The organism is Streptomyces sp. NPDC058664 (assembly GCF_042716635.1).
Classification (GTDB): domain Bacteria; phylum Actinomycetota; class Actinomycetes; order Streptomycetales; family Streptomycetaceae; genus Streptomyces.
The window spans coordinates 1-4,824 of sequence record NZ_JBHXRW010000142.1 but is presented as its reverse complement, the minus strand read 5'-3'; the positions used below and the strand labels follow the sequence as shown (position 1 = coordinate 4,824).

Annotated in this window: 4 protein-coding genes and 1 pseudogene; 3 read left to right on the top strand and 2 right to left on the bottom strand. The window is 67.8% G+C overall.

Going from position 1 to position 4,824, the window contains the following annotated elements; genetic code table 11:
- The 3 genes and pseudogenes from ACFWUY_RS40580 to ACFWUY_RS40570 all read left to right on the top strand — a co-directional run.
- Window positions 1-131: pseudogene (locus ACFWUY_RS40580) on the top strand (IS110 family transposase); the annotation flags it as partial.
- A 473-nt stretch (window positions 132-604) separates the two neighbouring features.
- Window positions 605-1,369 (top strand): IS6 family transposase, encoded by a 765-nt coding sequence (locus ACFWUY_RS40575; protein WP_384121815.1) that lies wholly within the window; start codon window positions 605-607, stop codon window positions 1,367-1,369.
- Between the two features lie 74 nt (window positions 1,370-1,443).
- On the top strand, window positions 1,444-2,658 hold the full coding sequence (locus ACFWUY_RS40570) for a helix-turn-helix domain-containing protein (protein ID WP_384121813.1): 1,215 nt from the start codon (window positions 1,444-1,446) through the stop codon (window positions 2,656-2,658).
- A gap of 275 nt (window positions 2,659-2,933) precedes the next feature.
- Here the strand turns inward: ACFWUY_RS40570 and ACFWUY_RS40565 are convergent, their stop codons facing one another.
- Entirely contained in the window at window positions 2,934-3,941 is a 1,008-nt protein-coding gene (locus tag ACFWUY_RS40565) for a hypothetical protein (protein WP_384121808.1), read from the bottom strand.
- A 77-nt stretch (window positions 3,942-4,018) separates the two neighbouring features.
- Window positions 4,019-4,824, bottom strand: an 806-nt coding sequence (locus tag ACFWUY_RS40560) for an IS630 family transposase (protein WP_384121806.1), incomplete at its 5' end; no start/stop codon positions are given.

The following is a 4,824-nucleotide window of genomic DNA, read 5'->3' as shown; positions in this document are numbered from 1 at the left end:
TGGCGGCACAGCTCCTGGCCCTGGACGACCGGCTCAAGCGGATCGACAAGCAGATCCGCGAGACGTTCGGAAGCCATCTGCAGGCCGAGATCATCCAGTCGCTGCCCGGAATGGGTCCGATACTCGACGCCGGGCCAGCGTGCTGTGGGCTCTCCTGCGCGACGACAGGCTGTTCACCCCGTCCTGCCCGTCGCGCAGGAGACTTGGCTTCGTCATCGAGACTCCTGGCAGACACCGGTGATCTTGGTCGAGAACCCGCCTACCAAGAGCTTCATCGTTCCGCAGGGCCGTCCAACGCATAGACAACACCGCCAGGTTGGAAAAGGCTCAATGCCCGCCAACCTGCGGACACTGACCGCTCCGGAGACGACGGTGTCCCCTCACGCCGGCTCGCGCATGTGAATGATTGAGGGCAAGGCCAACTTTTGAGCTTTGATTACTCAATTCCCCAGCACAAAAAATCCTTACATTTCTCAAGGTAGCCCTCTACATACGACTTCTCATGCAGCTCGTGCCGATGGCGCGGTGAGGAATTGTCCGGTTGAGTGGGAGTTCTCTCCGGCAGCATGATCATCTGTCTGGCCGGATCGCGGAGGGATGGCTTGTGGACATAGTGTCATGCCGGAGTTTCCGTTTCCCGCCGGAGGCCGTCTCCCACTGCATGTGGTTGTATCACCGGTTCAATTCGAGCCTGCGCGACGTCGAGGAGTTGATGCTCGAGCGCGGCATCGAGGTGACCCGCGAGACGATCCACCAGTGGACCCGTCAGTTCGGCCCCGCGTACGCCGCCGCGCTGCGCCGGCGCCGCCCGAGACCGGGTGACAAATGGCATCTCGACGAGTTTTTCGTCAAAATCAACAGGATGCAGAAGTGCCTGTGTCGGGCCGTCGAGCAGAAGGGCAATGCGCTCGACATCCTGTTGCAGAATCGCCGCAACGAGCCCGCAGCCAGGCGCTTCTTCCGGAAACTGATGAAGAAGACCCGGACGGTACTGAGGGTGGTCCTCACCGACAAACTCCGCTCCTACGGCGCTGCCCACCGCACGGTGATGCCCTCAGTCGAGCACCGCTCTCACAAGGGACTGAACAACCAGGCGGAGAACTCCCACCAACCGACGAGACAGCGCGAGCGCGCCATGAAAGGCTTCCGTAGCGTCGGCGCAGCGCAACGGTTCCTGCCCGCGTTTAGCGGCATCTCACCCCACTTCCGTCCCCGCCGCCACTTGATGGCCGCCCCGCACTACCGCAGCGAGATGATCATCCGCTTCACCATCTGGGACCAGATCATCGGTACCACAGGCCTGCCCGCCACCGCCACGTCCAGGCACGTCTCGAACCGGATCACACCGCTGATGACCCGCGCAACCTGACAATGCCCCAATTTGTTCCCGGGCAGGCCGACCGGCCCCGCCCGGGCGAACCAGACCTCCAGGAGCAGTGGATTTTGGAAGCCTCGTCAGCATGGCACGACATACCGCGGGAGCGGATCCAGCGGTTCGCCGACCGCGCCCTGGAGGAAGTCCCCGAACTGGCACAGGACATCCTCGCCGCGATCCGGCGGGAGCACCCGGGCCTGGTGTTCATCGTCGACGCCTCCGGAGAGCTGAAGGCGCTGGTGGCGATCCGGCACGCGCTGGAGCTCTTCGTGGAGCAGATGATCACCGGCTCGGACCGCCCGTGCGATCTGCCAGAGGTGTTCCGTGACTTCGGCCGCGGCGAGGTCTCGCAGGGCCGCAGTCTGGACTCCCTCCAGGGGATATACCGGTTGGGCGTGCGCCTTTCCTGGCGGCGGATGGCGAAAATCGGCCAGGAGGCCAGGATTCCGCCCTCGGCCTTGTACGAGCTCGCCGAGGCGGCGTTCGAGTACCTGGACGTGATGGTGGCGCAGTCGGTGCGCGGCTACGCCGAGGCCGTGGCCCGTCAGGCCGGGGAGCCGCTGCGCCTGCAGCGAATCCTGGTGGACCTCCTGCTCACCGAACACCGTGGGGATCCGACCGCCCTGCTCGCCGACCGCGCGGCCGACCTTGGCTGGCAACTGCCCGGGAAGGTGGCGGTGGCGGTGCTGCTCCGGCCCGCCGCGGAGGCGGTGGCCCCTGCCGTGGGCGACGAGATGCTGCTCGACATGGAGGGCGCGCAGCCGCGCCTGGTCGTACCGGATCCGGACGCCCCCGGACGCGCGGAGCTGCTGGACCGGGCCGTGACCGGCTGGTCCGGGGCGATCGGCCCGTCGGTTCCACTGACGGAGGCCGTCACGTCACTGCGCTGGGCGGAGGCCGCCGTCCGCATGATCGAGCAGGGGGTCCTGCCCCGGGGGCGGCTCCTGCACTGCGCCGAGCACGTCGAGGCCCTGGTCCTGTTGCCGGCGGGCGGACTGATCAATGATCTGGCCCGGCGGCGGCTGGCCTGCCTGGACGAGGCCGGCGGCCCGGCGCACGCCCACCGGCTCGCCGAGACACTGCTCGCCTGGCTGGAGACGCGGGGTGGTGCTCCAGAGGTGGCCGCCCGGCTCGGGGTCCATCCGCAGACCGTGCGCTACCGGCTGAGGCAGCTCCGTGAGTTGTGGGGCGACGACCTGGACGACCCAGACCGCCGCTTCGAACTGGATTTGGTACTCCGTACCCGGCGGCTGCGCGGAGACCTCGTCCCGCCTCCCGAATAGCCCAGCCCCGGCCGGCCCCGCAGATCGGCCGCGCTCACCCGTCGCCCGCGCCGGAGCGCGTCCGAGCGACCGGTCCCGTCGTAGTTCCGCGGCGGACCCTTGCGCGGGTCCGCGCCGCACATTCAAGGTGGAACGCAGAGAGCTACTGAAGTTGAATGTGTGATGTCGGTCAGCCATGTGTGATCAGGGGGTGTCCTGGTCCCAGCTGCCACTCGGTCCATGACTACGCCCTCTACGTCGAACCCAACGTCTGGGTCCGCACTACCTCTGACGAGTCAGCATCCTCGGTCGTAGATCGCCCGCAGCCACGGTTCCCTGACGGCGGGTATCCGCGCGAGCGTGTACCGGAACGCCTCCCTGGACGGCTGGAACGGGTACCACGGGTGCGGCGGCAGCGGGTCGTCCCGCTCCACCCCTGCCGGCAGCCCGCCGACCACCGGCAGCCGGGTCCGGTGTGGCGGGAAGGCGAGCTCGGCCCAGAGCGTGGCATCCATGGGTACCGGCACCGCCCCGGCGCGCGGCTGCCACATGTCTCCGGTCTGCGGATGGACCGGCACCAGCACCAGGTCAGTGGCGGGCTCGCCGAACCCCGGTCCCGCCAGGTCCAGCCGCTTCGCACCTTCTCCGGCGGGCAGCAGCGCGCCGAGTGCCCGGCCGAGGAGCTCAGCGACCGGCCCGGGTGCCACCTCAACCGGCGCGCCCCCGGCGGCCACCACCACCTGGGCGAGGGCCACTCCCGCCGGGATGTCCCGGTACTCGCTCAGCCGGTGCCACAGCGCGCCGGTCGCCAGCAGCTCCGCCCAGTCCATGACCGGCCGCTCCGGCGGGCAGGGCAGCCGCACTACTGCCTGCGGGACGAGCCGGACGACCTGCCAGCACCCGCAGTCGTCCATCCTCGTTCCGACCGGCAGATCGCAGCCCAGGCAGGCAAGGTTCGGCCCGTCCCTCCCGTCGATCCCCATGCAGTAGCCCCCGGCCCGTTCGAGGATCAGCCTGGTGCCGCGCATGTCGCCGGGTGCGAGGAGAACGGTGTCCGACGGCCCGTCGGACAGCGCGCCGAACGGCGCGAAGCGCCCCCGCTCCGCCGCTTCTCGCGCCCCGACCTCGTCCCACTGCCGCCACGGCGGCCCGTACGGTACAGGGTCGACGGCGTAGGACCCGGCCTCCAGCAGTGGCGGGTGCAGCGTCTCCCAGTGGGTATCGGCCAGGTAGATTGGCAACGCCACCTCCGACACCGCCGCTGTCAAAACCGCACCGCAGCCCGCACACCCGAACACCGCCAAGCTGTCCCCTCCCGCCGTCGAAGCCCATGCATCCCACCAAGCAGGCGGACCGGGGAGCAAGGGGTTTTCAGACGACGCTAGTCTTCTGAGTCAGGAATTCTGTTCAGATATGAGGCGAGGCGTTCGAGGATCTCGTCCGCGGTCTTGGTCCAGACGTAGGGCTTGGGGTCGGTGTTCCAGGCGGCGATCCAGTCACGGATGTCCTGCTCCAGGGCCTGGACGGTCTTGTGGACGCCTCGCCGTATCTGCTTGTTCGTCAGCTCGGCGAACCACCGCTCGACCAGATTGAGCCAGGATGACCCGGTCGGTGTGAAGTGCAGGTGGAAGCGGGGGTGGGCCAGGAGCCAGGTCTTGATGGCCGGGGTCTTGTGGGTGGCGTAGTTGTCCAGCACCAGGTGGACCGCGAGGCCGTCCGGGACTTCGCGGTCGAGCTTGATGAGGAACTTCTTGAACTCCTCGGCCCGGTGGCGCCGGTGAAGGGAGCCGATCACCTTGCCGGTCGCGACCTCCAGGGCGGCGAACAGAGTGGTGGTGCCGGCCCGGACGTAGTCGTGCGTGACGCGTTGCGGCACTCCGGGCATCATCGGCAGCACCGGCTGCGAGCGGTCCAGGGCCTGGATCTGCGACTTCTCGTCCACGCAGAACACCAGGGCCCGCTCGGGCGGGTCCAGATAGAGACCGACGACGTCGTGGACCTTGTCGACGAAGTACGGATCCGTCGACAGCTTGAACGTCTGTGAACGGTGCGGCTGCAGTCCGAAAGCCCGCCAGACCCGGGACACCGTCGACTGAACCGTTCCGGGTTCGGTAGAGATCTCAGACGTTGGGTGTGACCTGGAGTTTTGTGGTTGCGAGGTAGTGGTTGTTCTCGTATTCGACCGGT